The 444-nt window shown below is 51.1% G+C and carries 1 protein-coding gene; it reads left to right on the plus strand.

The genetic code is table 11. The features are described from left to right. The coding region (locus tag CJZ78_RS13560) for a hypothetical protein (RefSeq protein ID WP_198953928.1) at window positions 1-444 on the plus strand (444 nt) is incomplete at both ends.

Here is a 444-nt window from a genome sequence, read left to right on the forward strand (position 1 = left end):
GAAGACGTGCTCTACTACGGCAAGTGGATGCGCGATGAAGCCGAAAAGCGCATTGGCCACCTCTACCCGAAGGTGGAGGTGACAGCTGAGATGGCGAAGGAGCGGCCCGATCTCAACCCCTATGTGGGCAAGAAGCTCACAGTAATTGCATGGATCTGGGCCCGGACAGTAAAGAGCCCGAACCCGGCTTTTTCTCACGTGGATGTTCCATTAGCTTCCACTTTTATGCTCTCTACTAAGGGAGGTAAGGAAGCCTATGTGGAACCCATTGTCCAAGGCGATAGCTATGTCTTTACGGCCCACAAGGGAAAGCCTAGCGATCTTGAAGGTGCTAAGCGGGGTACTAAAGGGTACCTCGAAATTTACAAGATTAGCCAGCCTCTGATCACCATAAAAAAATGCCTTTCGGCATCGTCGCAGCAGATCATAAGTGCTCAAGCAATA

Source organism: Synechococcus sp. 8F6, from assembly GCF_002252665.1.
Lineage (GTDB): Bacteria > Cyanobacteriota > Cyanobacteriia > PCC-6307 > Cyanobiaceae > Cyanobium_A.